Genomic DNA, 17,921 nt, shown 5'->3' on the forward strand with positions numbered 1-17,921 from the left:
AAAAAAGATATGCATCTTGCATATCTTTTTTCTCTAATATTTTACATATATTGAGGTGCTATTTATGAAACAAATATATATTATTTGCGGTGTTTTATTTATTTCATTACTAACTATTTATATTTTGTTCAATACTTCAATCATACAACCTCATCCATCTTCCATAGAAAATAAACGAGAGCAACAAACCAATACTATTTCTTACGGATTGAAGGATAATCAAGGCCAACATATTAACAATGGTAGTACAATTACTAGTGAGGATAATAAAATTAATGTAACATTATCATTCGTACATACTATTAATGAAAACCGAAAATATGGATTAATTGTTCTAGAAGATTACGAACAAAAACCTTTTAAAATAGAAGATACTACTAATGAAATATCACACTATTTTTTTGATATGAAACCAAACAGTTCAATTACTACGAAAATCTCTTTACACACCTCTCCTAATGCAAATGAATTAACCTTTTTAATAATTAAAAAACCTGAATACAAATTAAAAGATAATAACTTAAATAAAGCAGCTATTTTAGAAGATATTCTAAGTATGCGATATTCAATGCATCCTCTTCAGAAAGAAAACGAAAAAATAAAACTCTCCCTTATAGATCCAGATGCTATTTTAAAAGATGGTCTTTACGAACCATTATTTGTTACGAACCGTGAAGAGAACTTACAAACTGTCTTCTTTGAAAAGGAAGGCAAGCAATTAACCCTATCAAACGGTAATGAAACGAATGATGAAATGACTTACGCAATCGTGGCTTTTAAAGATTGGAAACAAGTTGAAATATTTAACAATAGAAAAGTCGTTTATACTAAGGTTGCACCTGAAACAAGACAAATCTTTAATTTCACATTGCCTTCAGTGGATCAGGAAAGTAATTTTCAACTCGTCGCTTTTCCATTTCCTTTTAAAGTTAGCGAAGAAGATTATATCAGTCAACAAGCATTCAGTTCCTTTCGCATCGTAATTGAAAATGAAAATAAATAAGTTATACTGTGCACATTACAACAACCTAAAAAAGGCCTACTCACACGAGTAGGCTTTTGAAACTATGAAAGTTTCGTCAATAACTGATTTAAATCTTTTTTCGTTTTCGTCGTTAATGATTTCATTTTATTAATATCGATTTTTTCTTTCTCCGCTCCTACAATTAACGGATACATACTTTGACCGATTGTTTTAGAATCCGTCGGATGTGATGCTTCTAGCTCTTTTTCAATCACGTCCCACTTTTCATTAATTTGTTTGCCAAGCTTATTCACTGTTTCCAATTTTGGATTAGCAGCTAACTGCTTGTCCAAGCTATCAATTAATGCCACAACTTCTTTAACGTTCGTTTTCACAGCAACACTTTTCTTCGGATCTTTCGTTGTCTTTTCGTTATTGTTTGTGTTTGAGCTTGTACTTGTGCTTTGATCTGCTGTTTTCCCGCTAGTCGTTTGGTCATTCGTTTTTCCTGTCGTTTCTTTTTCTTTTGTTTTCACATTCTCATTTTGAGTTGACGTTTTGCCGTTACTTTCTGTTCCTGATGATTCTTTCGTATTTTTTGCATCTTTATCTGTTTTTTCATTTGAAGAAGTATTTGTTTCTTTTTCAGTATCTTTCGTTGTTTTGGACGCTTCATCTGCACTTGTCGTTTTTGCTTCTCCTTCATTTTGCGCTGTTACTTGCTCTTTCTTTTCTGCCTCTTTATCTGCTGATGGACTACAAGCTGCCATAGTAAGCATTGTACCAATTGTTATCGATGCGATAGCGACCTTTTTCATTTTCATATAAATCCCCCTATGTTTACTTTATTTATCCTCCCCTTTACGATTCGATTTCCCCTTAAAAAATCCCTTTTCATACGAATTACCATCTTTCCGACAGTAATCTTCATAATAATACGGACAAAAACTGATAAACTCATTTTAATATTCGAGTTTCTTCTACTTCATTTTTCTGCTCGTAAGTAAAAGAAAAAGAGTATATTGTCACATTAAGAATTACTATCTTTATATGACGATATACTCTTCTATCAAATTTTTATCTTTCTTGACATTTTATTTATACAAAAAAATAAAATTTTCTTTCGTTTTTTGTTTCTCAACATTTGTTAACATAATATTTTTATGAATAACCACCATTCGAGTGAATGACTTGCCCAGTAACCCATTTCGCTTCTTCACTTACTAAAAAAGAAATTAAGCGCGCAGCATCCATCGTTTCTCCAACTCTACCTTGCGGGAATTTCCATACTAAATAATGTTTTAATTCCTCTGTAATCCACCCTGTATTTGTTGGTCCTGGATCAACAGCATTAACAGTAATCCCCTTCTCCATCGCTACTGGTGCCACTGACTTTGTAAATGCTTCAATTGCTCCCTTCGTTGCTGCATATGCTAGTTCATCTGGCATTGGATCTACTGACTGCCCTGAAGTAAGATTAATAATACTCCCGCTCGTTTTAAGTGAATAATGTTTTATAAACAATGAACTTAATAACATAGTGGCCCGAACATTAACTGTATAATGTTTATCCAACTGCTCTACATTTAATTCCTCAATTCTCGTATGAGTAGAATACACTGCATTATTAATTAGAATAGATGGATCACCTAACCGTTCTGATACCATATAAAACAAACGATTTGGCGAATAAGACTGCGATAAATTGATTTCTGCCATTTCACATCGAACATCGTAACTTTCAATTTCCTTTTTCAGCCAAAAGGGTTCTTGATCACTCATTCCCCATGGCATCGCTTTATCATACTTTGGCCAGTACGTGAAAAAAATGTCTATCCCCTTTTGAGCAAGCACCTTGCATACAGCTGCACCAATTCCATTCAGACGAGTTGCCCCTGTTACAATTGCTATTTTCTTCACCTTTTTCTCCTCCATCTATACACAGATCCCCTGCATGAATACAGAGGATCTATCTTCTTATTGAATATTTGACAGTATACGTTCAGCACCTAATTTTAACATTTTAATAAAGATATAGTTTACAATAGTAAACATTACAAATAAAACGATAAACATAATCCACAGTCCTACTTTAAGGAAGAAGTATAATACACCTACACCCGCTACAATAACTAAAGCTATTAAAATATTAGCTAAAAAATTCCACAAAGTTGTATATCTGCTTTTAAATAATTTCTGCTCTGTGTCCCAATGAATATCTGCAGTTTGTGCGTCCCAGCGTGTTCCGATTAAATTAATTAATAGTAACCCATTCGCACTTAGTAAAAACCACAGTATCATGAAGACTGGAGAAATTCCAGCTACAACTGCCATCGTAATACCGAATACGGCTAAAATGATCACATTAATTAACCAAGCAGTGATTGCTTTCGCAAAAAAGATATCCGAAGCCTTTACTGGTAAGTAACGATTCACAAACCAAGAGCTTCCATCTCGCGAAAATGACGTTGTTGCAATGACGTTACTACCCATTAAAAATAACGATGCACAAAGGCCTACACCAATTGCAAGACCTGCTGATTCTGGATTATCAATATATCCTGTAATCAACTCTATATTCCCTTCCTTCACGAATAAAACAAAGAATAACATAATTGGCATAACGAAAGTTTGTACAATGCAATTTAAGAAAAATTGCGGTGTACGGAATAACGTTTTAAATTCTTTTTTCACATACGCTTTTAAATGTGAACTTTGTACTGTTGATTTCTGTAAACCTTCCGCCGAAATAACTTGTTTCTTTGCTGTACTCGTTGAAAGTCCAATTACCCCTTTTAAATATGTACGCTCTGCAATGTAATAAAACAACACAAAGAATACAAATGAAATAAGCGCAAAGATGATTACGTATAAAGGACCCTTCCAATTCGCATTTTCTACTAATGCGACTGCTCCAAAATATGTAGTTGGAAAATAATTTGTCATTTGTACTATAAGAGAAGATTGATTATTTACAAGGTATTCCGCAGCCCCGTCTCCAGAAAACGCACTTTTATTTCTCCACTGCATAAATACGTTAATTCCTACAATAAATAATATACTTACGATTCCAATAAATATATTTCCTCGATCTTTATTTTTCGCTATATTTGTATACCTCATAATAATTGTCATCAGTAACGAAGCTAATACTAACGGCACGATTGGGAAGAGTAAGTAAATAAAAATCATATATATGTAATATGTAATAAATGCGCCACTTTTTAAACCGTACGTAATGAAGATTGGTAATAAAATGAATGAACTCATTACGTATTGTGTAATTAATACCGTTAAAAATTTTGCCGAAATAATTTGCGCTGGTTTTAATGGTAACGGCAGTAACATTTCAATATCATTGCTGTAGTAAAATACAGTTAAAATGTTCGTTATACTCATTAAAAATACCCATATACTCGCAATCGCAAGTCCCATTGCAATAATCATTCCCGGCCCTTGCCCTAATTGTTTCAGACCTTCATACATTCCGTGCGTCATCGAACCAAATATTAAAAATCCAACAAATAAAATAGCTGCAAATGAAAATAAATACGCCCATCGCTTCTTCTTATCTGCTATAAAATCTGCGTAATTTAACTTTAATAGTACCTTCGTTAACGTCCAAATTTTACTCATTGCCCGTCATCTCCAAGAACATTTTTTCAAGTGATTCATTGGATTTAAAATGATCTCTCATTTCATCTAAATTTCCTTTAAACTGCAAATTCCCCTTATTAATAATAGCAACCCGGTCACATATTTTTTCCGCTACTTCTAATACGTGTGTAGAGAAAAATACAATCTTTCCTTTATCCGCATGTTCTCTCATCATTTCTTTTAAAATATATGCAGATTTCGGATCAAGCCCTGTTAACGGTTCATCTAAAATCCATACATCTGGTTCATGCACGAGCACACCAATAATAACGATTTTTTGTCTCATACCGTGCGAATAACTTTGAATTTGATCAGATAATGCATTATAAAGATCAAACTTCTTCGCTAAAGACTCTATTCGTTCTTGTCTTACTTCTTTCGGCACTTCATACATATCAGCCATAAAGTTTAAATATTCAATTCCTTTTAAACGTAAAAACATATCTGGGCTATCCGGCACATAACCAAACGTCTTCTTCGCTTCCATCGGCTCTTCCATAATATTTTTTCCGTTAATCGTAATAGTCCCTTTGTCCACCCCGTGAATGCCAGTAATCATCTTAATTGTCGTGGATTTACCCGCACCATTCGGTCCTAAAAATCCAAAGATTTCGCCGCTAGGTACAGATAAACTTAAATCTTTTACTGCATAGGTAGACCCATTATAACTTTTTGACACATTCGTAATTTCAATCATTCCATCCAATCCTTTCCTTAATTACCAAATAACTATATTGATATTATAGCATACTTCTATTTTAAGATTTTTACATTTTTCAGTTTATTTAACCTTTAAAATAAATATACACCCCTAATCCAACAACTAAAACGACAGCTAGTAAAATATAGATCATCGTAAGCCGTTTAATATTCCCTTTTGTCGCTTTACTATAATTCGCATCACCATTCCGCCCAATTAACACTGTTGCCACTACAGTAATCACTACAAGTAATACAACGATCATAATCCAAGTTAGCATTCCTTCCTCCCCCTCCTTACAACCATTTTACAATATTATCCTCTTTATTTCGCAGCATATTTCCTCTTTTTACTATTATTATGAAAAGAATTGGAAAACTATTATTACTATACATTATCTCATGTGATATATTTATAACATAACGTGATTTATTTCTAATATCGAAAGGAGAATCTATCATGAAAACAACTTGGATAAAATATTTAGGATTTCTCGGTTTCTTCGGTTTCCTCGGATTTTTTTATGAAAAAGGATTGTTTACTATGTTCTGTTTCTTCTCCTTTTTCACATCGTATAGAACAGTTCAACACGATGAACTGTTTGAACAAATTGTCAATAAATCGTGCCGCAATCATTATGTTTATTGAAATGTTATTTCCAAACACTACACTACAAGAAATTGATATCGCTCTTATTTTTGGCACACTCATTCTTACGTTCGTTTTTTCTATGTTCTTTTATGATAAACCTGTTGATGAAATGGAAGATGCACCATGGCGTTCGTAACCAGGATAAAAGAATACCGTGCCAAATTGAACATGACACAAGAAGTTTTAGCAAATAGCGTTGGTGTGCGACGTGAAACAATTAGTCATCTCGAAAAAGGTAAATACAATCCTTCCTTACAACTTGCTCACGATATAGCGAAGGCACTACATAGTACAATTGATGAGATTTTTATTTTTGAGGATTAATTAAGGACATAGAATCACATAAAAATACCGGCATCCTTCCCATGAAGAATACCGGTACTTCTCTTTTATCACCCATACAAAACAGCATGAAATACGCCTAACAGTAAGTATTGATCCTCTATATAATCTTCATCATATACATCCATCTCGATAGAATACATATCTTCCTCAAGACGAATATTCCAATCTGCGATTACATAACCCTTTCGTAATAACTTTCCCATTCCAAAAGAAGTTTTATGAACAACATATTCTTCTGCCCTATATGTAAAGGTAAATAAGAAATTTGCATCCAATAACTTTCCATCACATACAAGTATTTCATGCTCTGTATCATTATTATCGATGTACGTTACTAAAATCTTTCTTTGGCGCTGCCTACTTACATCCTTTGCAATGATGCGAATATTGCCCTTACTATCCTTTATTTCATAAATGATATTACTACCAATTTTCGGAATAAAATCCAGCACTCTCATCAGCGTATTTTTATAATAGCCCCGTACTACGCCTACTTGCTCGCTTCCATTATAAACCTTTATCGGCGTCGTATCTGCTTTGCTATCACACGGTCGTTTATATGAAAGCTGCATCATTCGCTCTCCTCTTAAGTACTGATCAAACGTCACAGGATATTCTATCATGCGCAGTTCTTTATTTAGCTCATACAAATAGCGTTGAACACTCTCTATTAATGTTGTAGTAGCTATACGCTCTTGAAGTTCAAATTCTTGCCAGCTGGAAGAAACATTCCATTGATTATAATCCTCTTCATAGAAGAAGCCAAGAATTACCTCTTCACGGTCAGCCGTTTCATATTTCATAGGCACGTTCTGCCCATGTTGAACTTGTTCCATCCACTGACCTAAATAAATGCCCAGCTCTGCAACCTTCATACATGATCTTTGAAAAAATACGCTATCACTCGCGCAAATCGTTACATCTCCTTCGATAAAGCCCTTTGAATAAGCATCATACCGCGGCTCATCCTTCTGCGGAAGATTCTTGTCTAACTCAAATAAAAAAGTTAACATTCTTTATTCACCTCTAGTTGTTACACTAATCATACATGACATCGCATCACTCTGAGAAACTATTTATATACGTATATTTAATTCACGCATTATAACACGTGAATGACCTTGTATAGTAGCGTTATTTTTTGTTCTATATCTTAGTATATGAACTTATATGAGCGATTTTTCAAATATATCTATCGCAACTTACAATATATCATCGATTTTTCAAATATATCTATCACAACTTACAATATATCATCGATTTGCCGACAAATATCAGCACACTTAAAATGAGGCTACTTTTTCTCCCGCCAACTCCACAATTTCTAAAATTTGTAGCAGACTCTCCACTTCATAAGTCGGCTTAACTTCTGCCCTATTTTCTTTCGAACTCGGATTATACCAACACGTATCAATGCCGTAGTCTTCTCCGCCTTTCATATCAGAAGTTAGCGAATCTCCGACTATTAGTACACTTGATTTATCCGTAATTCCAAATTTCTCAAATGCATAATCAAAAATCTCACGTGCTGGCTTTTGATGACCGACTTCCTCAGAAATAATAATATGATCAAAGAAATTACATAAAGGCGAATTTCCGATTCTTGATTGTTGCACTTTTGTATATCCGTTCGTAATGATACCTAACTTGCAATCTTGTAGATTTTCACATAATTGTACTGCACCTTCTATAAGGTGTACTTCTTTCCCTAAGTTTTCAAGATATACATCACTAAATTGCTGCGCATCTACGTCTATATTATGAAGTGCAAATAATTGTCTAAATCGCTCTACGGCTAATTCACTTAGCGTAATCATTTTATTTTCTAAATCTCTCCATAATCCATTACTAATCTCTTTATAACTTGCAAGATAATCATTATACCCTGTAGGCATACCAAACTGTACAAACGCATTATGTAATGCGTGTCTTTCCGTTTCAGGGAAATCTAATAATGTATCATCTACGTCGAATAATATAACTTTGTATTTCATGATGTTCTCCTCAATTCCTATATTCTCATAGCTTAATTATAACAACAATAGTAAAAGGAGGCTAATCCAAATCAGCCTCCTTCTCATTATTAATCTTCTAGCAATAACTCTTTCATTTCCTCTAACGACTCTTTCGTAAAGCCAAGAGCTTTTTCGGCGTATGCTTCAACTGATCCGTATTGCTTTTGGATTACATCAATCGCAGCTTGTAAATATTCAGCACGTGCTTCAAACATTGCACCTAATATCGCTCTGCTCTCATCGTTTTGTAATTTCGCACCTAAAAAGGCCATCATTTTTTCATTTAGCTTTTCACGGAAACCGTTACTTAGTAAGTAGTCTTCCATTACTGTTTTTTCCGGTACACCTAGTAAAAGTAATAATAGTGCTGATCCGAATCCAGTACGGTCTTTTCCAGCTGTACAGTGGTTTACTAACGGTAAGTTTTCCGGATTTTGCGCTAAGTTTAAGAAGCTTACAAATGCCTCGTTACCACTTACGAAATCTTGATTCATTTTCACAAGATACTCACCTGGTTTTCCTAACATAGAAAGGTCACCAACTTGGAAAAATTCATTTATATTTAAGTCTTTCGCTAAATCTTGCATAACTGGTAAGCACACTTGACGAGCACCTGTAATCTCTGGGTTTGGCTTATGCTTCACTTCAAAGTCTGTACGGTAATCACAAATTAACTTTAAACCAGACTTTTGTAAATACGCAATATCCCATTCTGTTAGTCCTGCCAATTCTTCAGAACGGTACAACTTGCCCCATTTTACTTTACGGCCTTCAGTCGTTTCATATCCTCCCATATCACGGAAGTTAAACGCGCCTTGCAATGGCAATCTACGCTCAGCTACTGTCACTGCTTGTCCATTACTTCCTACTAGTCTAAAATATGGACGTTCATTTTCACTCGGGTTTTCAATTGTATATGATGATTCTCCATTTACCGTTGCAAGTAATTCTCCATTTTCCTCAATATGCTCTGGTGAAGTACTCCAGTAAATGCGAACTTCTTCTATATTATTTTCCCATTTTATATATAACGTGTTGTCTTCATTTCTTTCTACAGTTGCTTGTAGCCAATTTCTTTGCTGCTCCATTCTTTCACCAACGCTTTCTCTTATAATCGAATCTTACTCTATTGTATTATAGGAATAACTACTTTGTCGTTCTCATTTTTCTTTTTATCTTACAAACAGGCGAAAAGTTCTTTTACTTGTTCAAAATTTGTACACGGGTTTCCTCGAAATACATATGCAATTTGTTCCATGCCTAAATCCTCATATACAACTGTTCCCCGCTCTCTATGCGAATAAAACTCTAACCCATTTATAATCTGTTTAACGCCATAGTTCGTTATCCATGAAGAAACAGGATAATACAATTTATTTTTATGTCTACAAACCCAAAGTGCATATAGTTTATTACCTTCGTCCCAGTATACATACTGCGTTTTATCATTCCCTAATCCGACCGATTCGAGCTTCCAACTTATCTTTTCATGAATTGGCAAGTTCGAATATGATACATCATCTGGAGCACTCCACCCTCGACATCTTCCTATCTCACCAATTCCATCTCTTTTTGCTTGAAAGCTCAATAGGTGAAATGGTGTATGTAATATCATTTTCGCGAACTCCATATTTACTGGTTGTAACCCGAATAGAAATCTTTCCATTTCATCTTTGTTTACATATCCACGATCAATAGAAATTTCAATTTGTGTTTTCCATTTAGATGTAACATAACTTTCTTTCCCCTTGTAATTTATACCTTTCCAATACACAAGCCCTTTATATTGAAAACAACATCCTTTCGCCTGAGAAATACAACTATCAGGGAATACTAGCTCCATTATATCGAGAAAAAACTCTTTTACCCGAAACATTCCGGTTAGAGTAACAACTTGAAACCAAAAACTTTCCCACTTTTCACCTTCATAACGTTCTGAAACTTTTTCAATTTTCCAGCCTTCTAACAATACATCTGGATACAGTAAAGCCAATGAATGAAATGTTTGCTTTAACATATATAGCCTCTCCCGCTAAATGAGTTCGCGAGAGTACGTCATTCATCCTTTAAACCTTCCTCACATACCGCTCAGTACAACTCAGCAACTGACATCCATTCTTTTCAAAAACATCCTTCATCCACTCATTTTGTACATTTGTCTCACCAATATAATAAGATGCACCTATTTCCTTTAAGACAAACATCGCACCTGCAAATAGTACAGCTTCATATCCCTTATTACGCATATTTGGAGTAACTGCGAAGTACATAAGTTTCCCCTCTTCTAACGTCCCCTTTTCAATATGCGGAATTACAATTCCTATCGGCTCTTCATCGACACTCGCTGTTAAACAATGTTCTTTCCACTGCTCACCAATTTCTTCTAGCATCATATGTACAAATTGATCATAAACGACTAGTTCTCCCGTCACTTCATTCCACAGTGAATAAAAAGCCTCTTCTCCAACTTCTTCAATAAGCTTAAAATCAATTTCACTTTCTACATCTTCTACTTCATATATATCTTTAAATACAATCATGTTTTCAGTAACATATTCAAATGAATACGTGTCGAAACATTTTTTATACACATCATAATTTAGACTTTTTGAAGAGATTTCAAAATGTAGTTTTTCTAATCCATCTTTTTCAGCTTCAGCAACGCAATATTGCACCATCTCTTCTAATTGCTCTTCTGTAAAAACCTCTGCATTATTTTCTTTTATCATAATAGAAGAAGCACTTCTTCTTATTTTAAAATGTTTTTCTAACTGTTCTATCGTCGTCATATTCTTCCCTCATCTATATCATACTCGAATTTCTAATCGTTCTCCTTGCATGAGCAGGATTGTCCTTGAATATATAGAATACTAGAAAAGATCGCATCTTTAAAGTGCGGAGGAGGTTCTCCAGTGGATATTACAGCATTGCAACAACAGTTAGAGCTTATACAACAAAATGACTATACGCAACTGCAACATATAGATATAAATGAGTTAACTTTGAACATGCTTCAGTATATCGGAACGACTGATAGCTACGTTCGTTACCAACTTATATATAAATGTTTTGCGCATTTCATTCATCATGAATTCCTTATGGACGATCAGCTGAAATTACTGTTACAAACTTGTTTAAGTGATGAGTATTTATATTGTGACATTTACTCCCCACATACAGATGGGGTTTTCACACGTTCTTACACTGTTTCGTTAATTGCGTTAATACTCCAATTCGCTAATTCGCACTACTTTTGTACAGAGGAGGATATCGAAGAAATAAAAAATAAACTCATTACATATACAAACTTAGAAACGGATTTTCGAGGCTATATTGAAAACAAAGGATGGGCTCATTGTCTTGCTCACGTATCTGATACTTTCACCGAAATTGTTCATAATACGTATACGACCTTTGAATGGTACGAAGAATTAATTCATTGTTTATTAAATAAAATTTTTATTCCATCTGACCTTTTTCATAATAATGAAGATGAACGCATTGCTACTCCATTACTAGCAATGCTGTATCATGATTTTCCTCAAAACGAGTTAATTTCTATTATTCATAAAAAAATAAAAAGGCTTCCTCAAATTAGAAAACGCCTTTCGCTTAATGAGTATTGTATTTTATGCGCCAACATTAAAACCTTTTTACGCACATTATTTTTCAGAACGAAAGATGACCATAACTTAGCTTTTACAGCGCGTAAAACAGAAAGAATGTTAAAAGAACTCCCTAACTATTATTAAATACAAGGAGCAAAAATATGGGCTACATTGAAGACATGAGAAATCTAGTAGGAAATCATCCACTTATTTTAATAGGATCACATGCCATTATATTAAATGAAAAAGATGCAGTATTACTGCAGCTCCGGACAGATTTTAACCGATGGGGCATTATTGGCGGTGCATTAGAATATAACGAAACGTTAGAAGACGCGTTAAAGCGAGAAGTATATGAAGAAACTGGACTTATCATCAAAAATCCAGAACTATTCCGTACATACTCAGGACGAGACTTCTTTCAAATCTATCCAAACGGCGATCAAGTACACGGTGTACTCGTTGTTTATATTTGCCGCGAATTTCACGGGGAGCTTATATGTGATAAAACTGAGTCAAAAGAATTACGTTTCTTTCCGCTTGATGAGTTACCTAGCACTCTTCATCCAGTCATTGAGGGGATTCTTCGAGATTTTCATCACTCTAATTAAAAATAGAAATAAAACAACCTCATTTCCCGTCATTACAACGTGAAATGAGGTTGTTATCGTTCACCGCAAATCCCTATTTCCCCAAAATGATATTAATGCTCTCTTTCTACAACTTAATATCCCTTTATAAAAAGGATAGTTATATAAGAAACAATAAATGAAAGAATAGTATACATGCCAACCCAAAAGAAAAATGCTGGATCGTGCACTGTAACATTTAACATAAGAAAAATAAGAAATGTTACTATTGGCATCACATAAAATGTACCTACTTTATATGCTCCAGCTATTGAAACAATACAAACAAGCAATGGATATATACAGAAAATAAAAATGATTTCACTCAATGTTATGTCCCCCTTTCTGCAGAAATAATAGGTTTCTCGTAAACATTTGGGGGAACAACAAAATTTTATTTTTTATCAGTTATTAGTAAATATAATGTTAGATTGTTATCTCAATCTGATTCCCTTCAGGATCACTTACTACACTTTCATAGTAACCATCCCCTGTAGTTCGTGGGCCGTTTAACACAGGGTACCCTGCTTCTCTTAATGTATGAGTTAATTCGTTCACCTTTTCTTTATTACCTACAGAAAAAGCAATATGCGCATATCCTACTGTTTGTGTTTTTATTTTATCGTCTATCCCTACTTGTCTCATAAGTTCTAGACGCGCGCCACCTTCAAAAGTTATGAAATAAGATTCAAACTGCTTTTTCGGATTGTGATATAAGCTATTTTCTTCACCATTAAAGTACTGTTTATAGAAATCACACATTCCTTCTAAATCATTCACCCAAATTGCTACATGTTCAATTTTCATAATCGACACCTTTTCTTTTATGTTATTCAACTGACAATTGGATGCTTCATTGCCAGCACATTTAATTTTCTTTATTCGTTCTAGTAATCATAAGATCAAGTCCAAGACTTTTTAATCCATATAAATAATCTTCTTTCCAATTACTCACTGTTATTTTCGGAATATGTTCCGCCGGAATGTACTGCGGACAAGTTTTTACAATTTGCTCTATTACAAATTCATTCACTTCATCATCACAGAAGATAAAGGCATGAGGGTTAATAATAGCTATACATGTAGCTATTAAACGAGTAATAGCATCTATATTATACTCCTCTGAATTATTCGAATCCCTACTTCTCAAAGCTTGTAAGAAATTTTTATTATCATACTGCGGAACGAAAGATATCTCTCCTGAGAAACATGTACTTCCGCGTACGACATCTCCATTTACCATAATCCCCGCACCTGGGCCATTTTGACCTGAATACAAATATACAAGAGAGGAATTGTCATTATTCCCCGTGTTTTTATGATACCCGAGCACTGCAGCATTCATATCGTTTTCTATTACTACTGGTATAGAAAACAGTTCCTCAAAGTGACTTTTCAAATTAAAATTTTGAAACTTTTCATATCCAGGAATATAGAAAATACGCCCATTATCGACCGCACCAGGGACACCAATTGATATAGAACTTATTTTTGGAAACATAGCTATAAGACTTTCTATATGTTCTGTTAATACGCTTAGTCCCGCATCAATTAATGCACTTGAAGTACTCCCTTGTTCTTTTACTTCCCCTAAACAGTTAAAAATTGTATAATTCGTCTCATTTTTTTCTAAAAATATCGCTAATCCTAACATATATTCTGGATTATACGCATATCGTTTCGCTCTTCTTCCGCCACTTGAATCATCTAAACCGACTAAAGTGACTTCACCATCTTGTTTCATATTTTCTATAAATTTACTTATCGTTGGAAAACTAATTTCTAATGTATTACTAAGTTCAACTTTCGTCGCACTTCCTTGCTCTAGAAGAGCCGTACGAATGCCGCGAAGGATCGTCTCTTTAATCGATTTTTGAGTAACAAATTGTTCACTCAAATCGCTCACCACCTTAATCAACATACTTATTAAACACTTTTAATAAGTTGCGTTGACAATATATCATACATCATTTTCTAAAGCAATAGAGATGATATATTTCCGCTGCATGCAATCCTTATTTAGCTCGGTGTATTCTCTCTTGTAATAGACGATACAATTCCAGACAAAAGAACAAATAATAAAACAGCTAGCAAGGCATTACGTATTCCGAATGCTTCCCCAAGTATCCCTAAAAATGGTGGTCCGACTAAAAACGCTGTAAAACCGATTATAGAAACTGCAGCAACATTAGAAGTCGCATTTTCACGGTCATCTCCAGCAGCTGACAGACCAATTGGGAACCCTAGCGCTGCACCAATCCCCCACAGTACTACGCCAAATGCTAGAAAATACGAATTACCCCCAAATATTACGATTGAAATTCCTAGAATCGCCATCATAATAGTGGCACGTACGACAGCGACACGACCGAATCGATCAAGGAAATAGCTGCTACACATACGAGTTAACGTCATTGCTAATACAAAAATTGCGTACATAATAGAACCTGCCACTATACTTTGCTCATGTCCATCTACCATCACGATAGGTAGCCAATCATTTGCACTACCTTCTGCAAATGCCATTCCAAGCACAAAAAGACCAATTAAAAGCACCTTTTTTTCCATACGTAAGGAAGTACGCTTCTCTCTCCTTTTGTTCCGCGATTTCTCCTTCTTTCCTGTTCCATGCGGAAGAAAACGATACACCATACATACAAGTAATAGAAACATGACCGAAATCACAAGAAACTGATACAGAATCGGGATGTGAAGCGACGCTGCGACAGAACCACTGAGCGCGCCTACTAAAGTTCCTACACTAAAAAAGCCATGGAATTTCGGAAGAAGAGTTGTTCCTAATTTCTGCTCAATGGAAGAACCTTCTACATTCAATGCGACTTCCGCCAATCCGTAGCCTACTCCAAATACTAGTAAGCTACTAAAAGCCCCCATACTAGAAACAAAATAAATATTTATACCTAAACAAATCAATCCAACAATCATAAAAAACATACTGCCTATAATAACGTCTCTAGCTCCCTTACAGTCAATGAAGCGGCTTGCACTCAGTAAACCAATTATTGAACCAACAGATAGTCCGAACAAAATCCAGCCCATTTCTGCATTTGACACTGCTAAAACATCTCGAGTAGTTGCTGTTCTTGAAATCCATGTAGCAAACGCGACACCTGGCAAAGCAAATAAGAGAAAAAGAGCGTTTCGAGAGGCAAGTAATGTCTTTGTATGATTGTCCGCACTATATTTCTCCATATGAAACACCTTTCACATTGTCTATACGATAAGACACCAGTTTATTCATATACCCGTAAAAAACGATTTCTATAAGTCTATCGTTTTAATAACTTTAGCTGGATTACCACCAACAACTACATTATGAGGTACATCTTTTGTCACAACTGCCCCTGAGGCAATTACAGCGTTGTCTCCAATTGAAATACCAGGGTTAATTATAGCTCCCCCGCCAACCCAAACGTTGTTACCAATCTTTACAGGCTTTCCATATTCTTTACCAGAATTCCGTTCCACCGGATGTAAAGGATGAGTGGCCGTATAAATATGGACACCTGGTGCAAACATACAATTATCACCGATTCGTACTTCACAAACGTCCAAAATCACACAATTAAAATTTGCGAAAAAGCTCTTTCCAACATGGATATTGTAGCCGTAATCACAACGAAAATCAGGATTAATTTGGGCTTTCCCATCAGCTGAAGAACCTAAAAGCTGATTTAATAACGTAAAACGCCTCTCATCTCCTGTCTCCATCGCCTCGTTATAAAGGCGTGTTAAACGTTTTGCCTCCACCCTATCAGCCACTAATTCTTCATCCTCCGCAACATACATTTCTCCCGCTAACATCTTTTCTTTCTCCGTTTTCATACATTCATCTCCTTTTTTATTGAATGAGATTCACTTATTAAACTTATTTAATAAGTGACTTTAATTTTACTTATTAAACACGTTTAATAAGTAACCCTATATTAGCATACTTTTTAATATATGCAACTAATAAGTTCGGGAAAGAAATGCGAACTCCTTGCTCTACGTATCGATATGAAGAATAATTTATATCGAAAAACGAGGGAACGCTCAGCGCCCCCTCTCAAATCCAATCCGTTTCTTTATTTCTGCTAAATGTACCTTCGCGATTTCTCTTGCCCGCTCAGCACCTTTTTCTAACGCTTCGTATAATAAGCTCGGTTCGTTCATATACATCTCATATTTCTCACGAGGTCCAGCTAACTCACGGTCTACAACACGGAATAGCTCTTTTTTTACATCGCCCCATCCGATTCCAGTCTCATACTTTTCACGCATCGACTGTATTTCATCTTCGGTCGCAAACTCTTTATATATCATAAATAATGTTTCTAATTCTTTCGGTTCATTTGGAAGTGAAGAATCTGTTTTGATTTTAAATATTAATTTTCGAAGTTTTTCTTGCTCTGCAAATAATGGGATTACATTTCCGTAACTTTTACTCATTTTCCTTCCATCAAGACCAGGTAAAATAGCTCCTTCTTCTTGTATGACATACTCCGGTAGTGTAAATGTCGTGCCAAATGTATGATTAAAATACGTCGCAATATCACGCGCGATTTCAATATGCTGAATTTGGTCTTTTCCAACTGGTACATGGGTAGCTTGAAATAATAATATGTCAGCTGCCATTAAAATCGGATACGTATATAACCCCATATTCACTCCTGCATCGACCTCTAACCCCGCTTCTTTATTTTGCTCCACCTTCGCTTTATACGCATGAGCACGGTTCATAAGTCCTTTCGGAGTTAAGCAAGCTAATATCCAAGCTAATTCTAGAATCTCCGGCACTTCTGTTTGTCTATAAAAAATAACATCTTCCCCAAGTCCAAGCGATAACCAAGTAGCTGCTACCTCTTTCGTATAACTGCTGAACTTTTCTGAATCATGCACAGCATTTAACGCATGATAATCAGCTATAAAGTACAATGCTTTTCCTTCATTATTCTTTGACATTTGCAATGCAGGTTTAATCGCACCAATATAATTTCCTAAATGCGGATAACCTGTAGGCTTAATTCCTGTTAACATTATTTTCTCACTCATACTAACTCCTCCTTTCTCAAAATAAAAAGAGCCCCTCATCCTTAAAAAAGGACGAGAGACTCCCGCGGTACCACCTTAATTAGCTATCATTAGCTCACTTCATACTTCAATAACGTGAAGTAACCGTCTTTACCTACTCATTTCAATTAGAAGCTCCAGAGCCCATTCCATATTCATCCCTTACTGATTTCCACCACATATCAGCTCTCTGAAAAGTTTCGAATATGTACTCTTCTCTTTCATTGCTTTTTCGTTATTTTTTTACAGTTTATCACATTTCACTTCCAAACAAACCCG

The 17,921-nt window shown here is 35.0% G+C and carries 20 protein-coding genes, 1 pseudogene and 1 other annotated feature; of the genes and pseudogenes, 5 read left to right on the plus strand and 16 right to left on the minus strand.

Going from position 1 to position 17,921, the window contains the following annotated elements; translation table 11 throughout:
• Nucleotides 1-64 precede the first annotated feature (64 nt).
• Complete coding sequence (locus tag MHI26_RS16840) at nucleotides 65-1,003, plus strand: hypothetical protein (protein WP_000810146.1); 939 nt, start codon at nucleotides 65-67, stop codon at nucleotides 1,001-1,003.
• Nucleotides 1,004-1,065: 62 nt separating this feature from the next.
• Here MHI26_RS16840 and MHI26_RS16845 read toward each other — a convergent pair whose 3' ends face one another.
• The 5 genes from MHI26_RS16845 to MHI26_RS16865 all read right to left on the minus strand — a co-directional run bounded on the left by MHI26_RS16845 (nucleotide 1,066) and on the right by MHI26_RS16865 (nucleotide 5,601).
• On the minus strand, nucleotides 1,066-1,788 hold the full coding sequence (locus MHI26_RS16845) for a hypothetical protein (RefSeq protein ID WP_000782525.1): 723 nt from the start codon (nucleotides 1,786-1,788) through the stop codon (nucleotides 1,066-1,068).
• 337 nt (nucleotides 1,789-2,125) lie between these two features.
• Complete coding sequence (locus MHI26_RS16850) at nucleotides 2,126-2,884, minus strand: SDR family oxidoreductase (RefSeq protein ID WP_042973375.1); 759 nt, start codon at nucleotides 2,882-2,884, stop codon at nucleotides 2,126-2,128.
• A gap of 57 nt (nucleotides 2,885-2,941) precedes the next feature.
• Entirely contained in the window at nucleotides 2,942-4,600 is a 1,659-nt protein-coding gene (locus tag MHI26_RS16855; RefSeq protein ID WP_061666597.1) for a putative ABC transporter permease subunit, read from the minus strand.
• Complete coding sequence (locus MHI26_RS16860) at nucleotides 4,593-5,318, minus strand: ABC transporter ATP-binding protein (protein WP_000570204.1); 726 nt, start codon at nucleotides 5,316-5,318, stop codon at nucleotides 4,593-4,595. Before MHI26_RS16860 ends, MHI26_RS16855 begins: the two co-directional genes overlap by 8 nt.
• An 88-nt stretch (nucleotides 5,319-5,406) precedes the next feature.
• A complete protein-coding gene (locus MHI26_RS16865; protein WP_061666598.1) occupies nucleotides 5,407-5,601 on the minus strand; it encodes a hypothetical protein in 195 nt (64 codons plus the stop codon).
• Nucleotides 5,602-5,780: 179 nt separating this feature from the next.
• Between MHI26_RS16865 and MHI26_RS16870 the strand changes: the two are divergent.
• A pseudogene (locus MHI26_RS16870) lies at nucleotides 5,781-6,108 on the plus strand (DUF3796 domain-containing protein).
• Complete coding sequence (locus tag MHI26_RS16875) at nucleotides 6,096-6,296, plus strand: helix-turn-helix transcriptional regulator (RefSeq protein ID WP_061666599.1); 201 nt, start codon at nucleotides 6,096-6,098, stop codon at nucleotides 6,294-6,296. The pseudogene MHI26_RS16870 and the gene MHI26_RS16875 overlap by 13 nt, the downstream one beginning before the upstream one ends.
• 68 nt (nucleotides 6,297-6,364) lie before the next feature.
• Here MHI26_RS16875 and MHI26_RS16880 read toward each other — a convergent pair whose 3' ends face one another.
• From MHI26_RS16880 to MHI26_RS16900, 5 genes are all read right to left on the minus strand, one after another.
• Entirely contained in the window at nucleotides 6,365-7,330 is a 966-nt protein-coding gene (locus MHI26_RS16880) for a tubby C-terminal domain-like protein (protein ID WP_061666600.1), read from the minus strand.
• A 270-nt stretch (nucleotides 7,331-7,600) separates the two neighbouring features.
• Nucleotides 7,601-8,311, minus strand: a complete 711-nt coding sequence (locus tag MHI26_RS16885) for a YjjG family noncanonical pyrimidine nucleotidase (protein WP_061666601.1) — start codon at nucleotides 8,309-8,311, stop codon at nucleotides 7,601-7,603.
• A gap of 89 nt (nucleotides 8,312-8,400) precedes the next feature.
• Complete coding sequence (locus MHI26_RS16890) at nucleotides 8,401-9,420, minus strand: tyrosine-protein phosphatase (protein ID WP_061666602.1); 1,020 nt, start codon at nucleotides 9,418-9,420, stop codon at nucleotides 8,401-8,403.
• A gap of 89 nt (nucleotides 9,421-9,509) precedes the next feature.
• The gene (locus MHI26_RS16895; protein WP_061666603.1) at nucleotides 9,510-10,349 is read right to left on the minus strand and encodes a hypothetical protein; all 840 of its coding nucleotides are present in this window, start codon (nucleotides 10,347-10,349) and stop codon (nucleotides 9,510-9,512) included.
• Nucleotides 10,350-10,398: 49 nt separating this feature from the next.
• A complete protein-coding gene (locus tag MHI26_RS16900; RefSeq protein WP_061666604.1) occupies nucleotides 10,399-11,121 on the minus strand; it encodes a GNAT family N-acetyltransferase in 723 nt (240 codons plus the stop codon).
• Nucleotides 11,122-11,244: 123 nt separating this feature from the next.
• On the opposite strand from MHI26_RS16900, the gene MHI26_RS16905 reads away from it, so the two are divergent.
• Nucleotides 11,245-12,084: a DUF2785 domain-containing protein gene (locus MHI26_RS16905; protein ID WP_000355445.1), complete on the plus strand. Its 840-nt coding sequence runs from the start codon at nucleotides 11,245-11,247 to the stop codon at nucleotides 12,082-12,084.
• Between the two features lie 17 nt (nucleotides 12,085-12,101).
• Entirely contained in the window at nucleotides 12,102-12,551 is a 450-nt protein-coding gene (locus tag MHI26_RS16910) for an NUDIX hydrolase (protein ID WP_061666605.1), read from the plus strand.
• Between the two features lie 113 nt (nucleotides 12,552-12,664).
• Here MHI26_RS16910 and MHI26_RS16915 read toward each other — a convergent pair whose 3' ends face one another.
• The 6 genes from MHI26_RS16915 to MHI26_RS16940 form a co-directional block, all read right to left on the minus strand.
• On the minus strand, nucleotides 12,665-12,898 hold the full coding sequence (locus MHI26_RS16915) for a YbeF family protein (protein ID WP_001289514.1): 234 nt from the start codon (nucleotides 12,896-12,898) through the stop codon (nucleotides 12,665-12,667).
• A gap of 97 nt (nucleotides 12,899-12,995) precedes the next feature.
• Nucleotides 12,996-13,376, minus strand: a complete 381-nt coding sequence (locus MHI26_RS16920) for a VOC family protein (RefSeq protein ID WP_061666606.1) — start codon at nucleotides 13,374-13,376, stop codon at nucleotides 12,996-12,998.
• Between the two features lie 61 nt (nucleotides 13,377-13,437).
• Entirely contained in the window at nucleotides 13,438-14,466 is a 1,029-nt protein-coding gene (locus MHI26_RS16925; RefSeq protein WP_061666607.1) for an ROK family transcriptional regulator, read from the minus strand.
• Nucleotides 14,467-14,588: 122 nt separating this feature from the next.
• Nucleotides 14,589-15,782 (minus strand): MFS transporter, encoded by a 1,194-nt coding sequence (locus MHI26_RS16930; protein ID WP_061666608.1) that lies wholly within the window; start codon nucleotides 15,780-15,782, stop codon nucleotides 14,589-14,591.
• Between the two features lie 69 nt (nucleotides 15,783-15,851).
• Entirely contained in the window at nucleotides 15,852-16,415 is a 564-nt protein-coding gene (locus MHI26_RS16935) for a maltose O-acetyltransferase (RefSeq protein WP_000845626.1), read from the minus strand.
• Between the two features lie 210 nt (nucleotides 16,416-16,625).
• Nucleotides 16,626-17,624: a tryptophan--tRNA ligase gene (locus MHI26_RS16940; protein WP_001290887.1), complete on the minus strand. Its 999-nt coding sequence runs from the start codon at nucleotides 17,622-17,624 to the stop codon at nucleotides 16,626-16,628.
• 44 nt (nucleotides 17,625-17,668) lie between these two features.
• Nucleotides 17,669-17,876: a binding site (T-box leader), on the minus strand.
• Nucleotides 17,877-17,921 lie beyond the last annotated feature (45 nt).

The sequence above is a fragment of the Bacillus sp. FSL K6-1218 genome (assembly GCF_038006445.1).
Classification (GTDB): domain Bacteria; phylum Bacillota; class Bacilli; order Bacillales; family Bacillaceae_G; genus Bacillus_A; species Bacillus_A thuringiensis_S.

Bases quoted from the DNA above. Each gene is read 5' to 3' on its own strand.
- MHI26_RS16900 (WP_061666604.1), bottom strand. From the start codon at position 11,121: ATGACGACGATAGAACAGTTAGAAAAACATTTTAAAATAAGAAGAAGT.
- MHI26_RS16875 (WP_061666599.1), top strand. From the start codon at position 6,096: ATGGCGTTCGTAACCAGGATAAAAGAATACCGTGCCAAATTGAACATG.
- MHI26_RS16885 (WP_061666601.1), bottom strand. From the start codon at position 8,311: ATGAAATACAAAGTTATATTATTCGACGTAGATGATACATTATTAGAT.
- MHI26_RS16860 (WP_000570204.1), bottom strand. From the start codon at position 5,318: ATGATTGAAATTACGAATGTGTCAAAAAGTTATAATGGGTCTACCTAT.
- MHI26_RS16880 (WP_061666600.1), bottom strand. From the start codon at position 7,330: ATGTTAACTTTTTTATTTGAGTTAGACAAGAATCTTCCGCAGAAGGAT.
- MHI26_RS16865 (WP_061666598.1), bottom strand. From the start codon at position 5,601: ATGCTAACTTGGATTATGATCGTTGTATTACTTGTAGTGATTACTGTA.
- MHI26_RS16930 (WP_061666608.1), bottom strand. From the start codon at position 15,782: ATGGAGAAATATAGTGCGGACAATCATACAAAGACATTACTTGCCTCT.
- MHI26_RS16935 (WP_000845626.1), bottom strand. From the start codon at position 16,415: ATGAAAACGGAGAAAGAAAAGATGTTAGCGGGAGAAATGTATGTTGCG.
- MHI26_RS16890 (WP_061666602.1), bottom strand. From the start codon at position 9,420: ATGGAGCAGCAAAGAAATTGGCTACAAGCAACTGTAGAAAGAAATGAA.
- MHI26_RS16940 (WP_001290887.1), bottom strand. From the start codon at position 17,624: ATGAGTGAGAAAATAATGTTAACAGGAATTAAGCCTACAGGTTATCCG.
- MHI26_RS16845 (WP_000782525.1), bottom strand. From the start codon at position 1,788: ATGAAAATGAAAAAGGTCGCTATCGCATCGATAACAATTGGTACAATG.
- MHI26_RS16895 (WP_061666603.1), bottom strand. From the start codon at position 10,349: ATGTTAAAGCAAACATTTCATTCATTGGCTTTACTGTATCCAGATGTA.
- MHI26_RS16840 (WP_000810146.1), top strand. From the start codon at position 65: ATGAAACAAATATATATTATTTGCGGTGTTTTATTTATTTCATTACTA.
- MHI26_RS16855 (WP_061666597.1), bottom strand. From the start codon at position 4,600: ATGAGTAAAATTTGGACGTTAACGAAGGTACTATTAAAGTTAAATTAC.
- MHI26_RS16910 (WP_061666605.1), top strand. From the start codon at position 12,102: ATGGGCTACATTGAAGACATGAGAAATCTAGTAGGAAATCATCCACTT.
- MHI26_RS16920 (WP_061666606.1), bottom strand. From the start codon at position 13,376: ATGAAAATTGAACATGTAGCAATTTGGGTGAATGATTTAGAAGGAATG.